Source organism: Microvirga sp. KLBC 81, from assembly GCF_003075415.1.
GTDB lineage: Bacteria > Pseudomonadota > Alphaproteobacteria > Rhizobiales > Beijerinckiaceae > Microvirga.
Map to the genome: position 1 here is coordinate 1 of NZ_QDAH01000241.1, position 1332 is coordinate 1332.

The following is a 1332-nucleotide window of genomic DNA, read 5'->3' on the forward strand; positions in this document are numbered from 1 at the left end:
CCGCAGGCGACAGGCCGCCCGGCCTATCATCCGGCGGCCCTGCTCAAGATTTATCTCTACGGTTATCTCAACCGCATTCCGTCCAGCCGCCGCCTCGAGCAGGAGACCGGCCGCAATCTCGAGCTGATGTGGCTCACCGGCCAACTCCAGCCAGATCACAAGACCATCGCCCGCTTCCGCAAGGACAACGGACCGGCCATCCGGGCCGTGTGCCGCCCGTTCGTCGGGTTGTGCCGCAAGCTCAACCTGTTCTCGCAGGCGGTGGTGGCCATCGACGGCTCCAAGTTCAAGGCCGTCAACACCCGCGACAAGAACTTCACGCCGGCCAAGCTCGCCAAGCGCATCGCGCAGGTCGAGGCCAGCATCGCGCCCTACCTCTCCGCGCGTGATCCGGCCGACCGGCAGGAGAGCGAGTTGGCGCAGGAGAAGGCAGGCCGGCTCAAGGACAAGATCGCAGCGCCCAAAGAGCAGATGCGGCAGTTCCGGGAGCTGGAGCAGCAGGTGCTGGCGGCTCCCGAGCAGCAGATCTCCCTCACCGACCCGGATGCGCGGTCGATGGCTACCCGCGGCATCGGCACGGGGATCGTGGGCTACAACATGCAGGCGGCCGTGGATGTGCAGCATCCTCTGATTGCCGCGCATGAGATGACCAACAGCGGCTCGGAGCGGGGCCAGTTGTCGGGGATGGCCCAGCAGGCACAAACGGCTATGGGCACGCCGACGCTGGAGGCCCTGGCGGACAGAGGCTACTACCAGGGTGAGGAGATCCTGGCCTGCGAGAGAGCCGGCATCACGCCCTCTGGGCCCAAGGTCCTCACTTCGTGCGCCAAAGCCGAAGGTCGCTTCGGACCACCTGCTGTGGGAGGTGTGCTCTGAAAGAGCAGTGTACACCTGGCAAGGAGCGCCGGGTCAGACGCTGGGAGCACGAGGACGTGCTCGATGCGATGCAGGAGCGGCTCGACCGGGCACCGGAGACGATGCGCCTGCGCCGGCAGACGGTGGAGCATCCGTTCGGCACGATCAAGGCGTGGATGGGCGCCACGCACTTCCTGACCCGGACCTTGGCGCGGGTCAGGACGGAGATGAGCCTGCATGTGCTCGCCTATAACCTGAAGCGGGTTCTGGCGATCCTTGGCCCTGGACCGCTGCTGGCGGCAATCCAGTCCTGAGGGACGGCCGCCATAGGCACCCGAGCCCATCACGATGGCTCGGACACCATGGAGACTGACATTCCGCCTGGTCGAAGAGCCAAACGGCCGTTGTCACTCGCGCTCCCGCCGTCAGAGGACCACACGGGCGAGCTCAGTCGGTCGCGATCTGCGTTCTGACACG

1 pseudogene is annotated in these 1332 nt (G+C 66.2%); it reads left to right on the forward strand.

The annotated features are described in order from the left end of the window. Positions 1-1169: pseudogene (locus DC522_RS33505) on the forward strand (IS1182 family transposase); the annotation flags it as partial. Between the last annotated feature and the right edge of the window lie 163 nt (positions 1170-1332).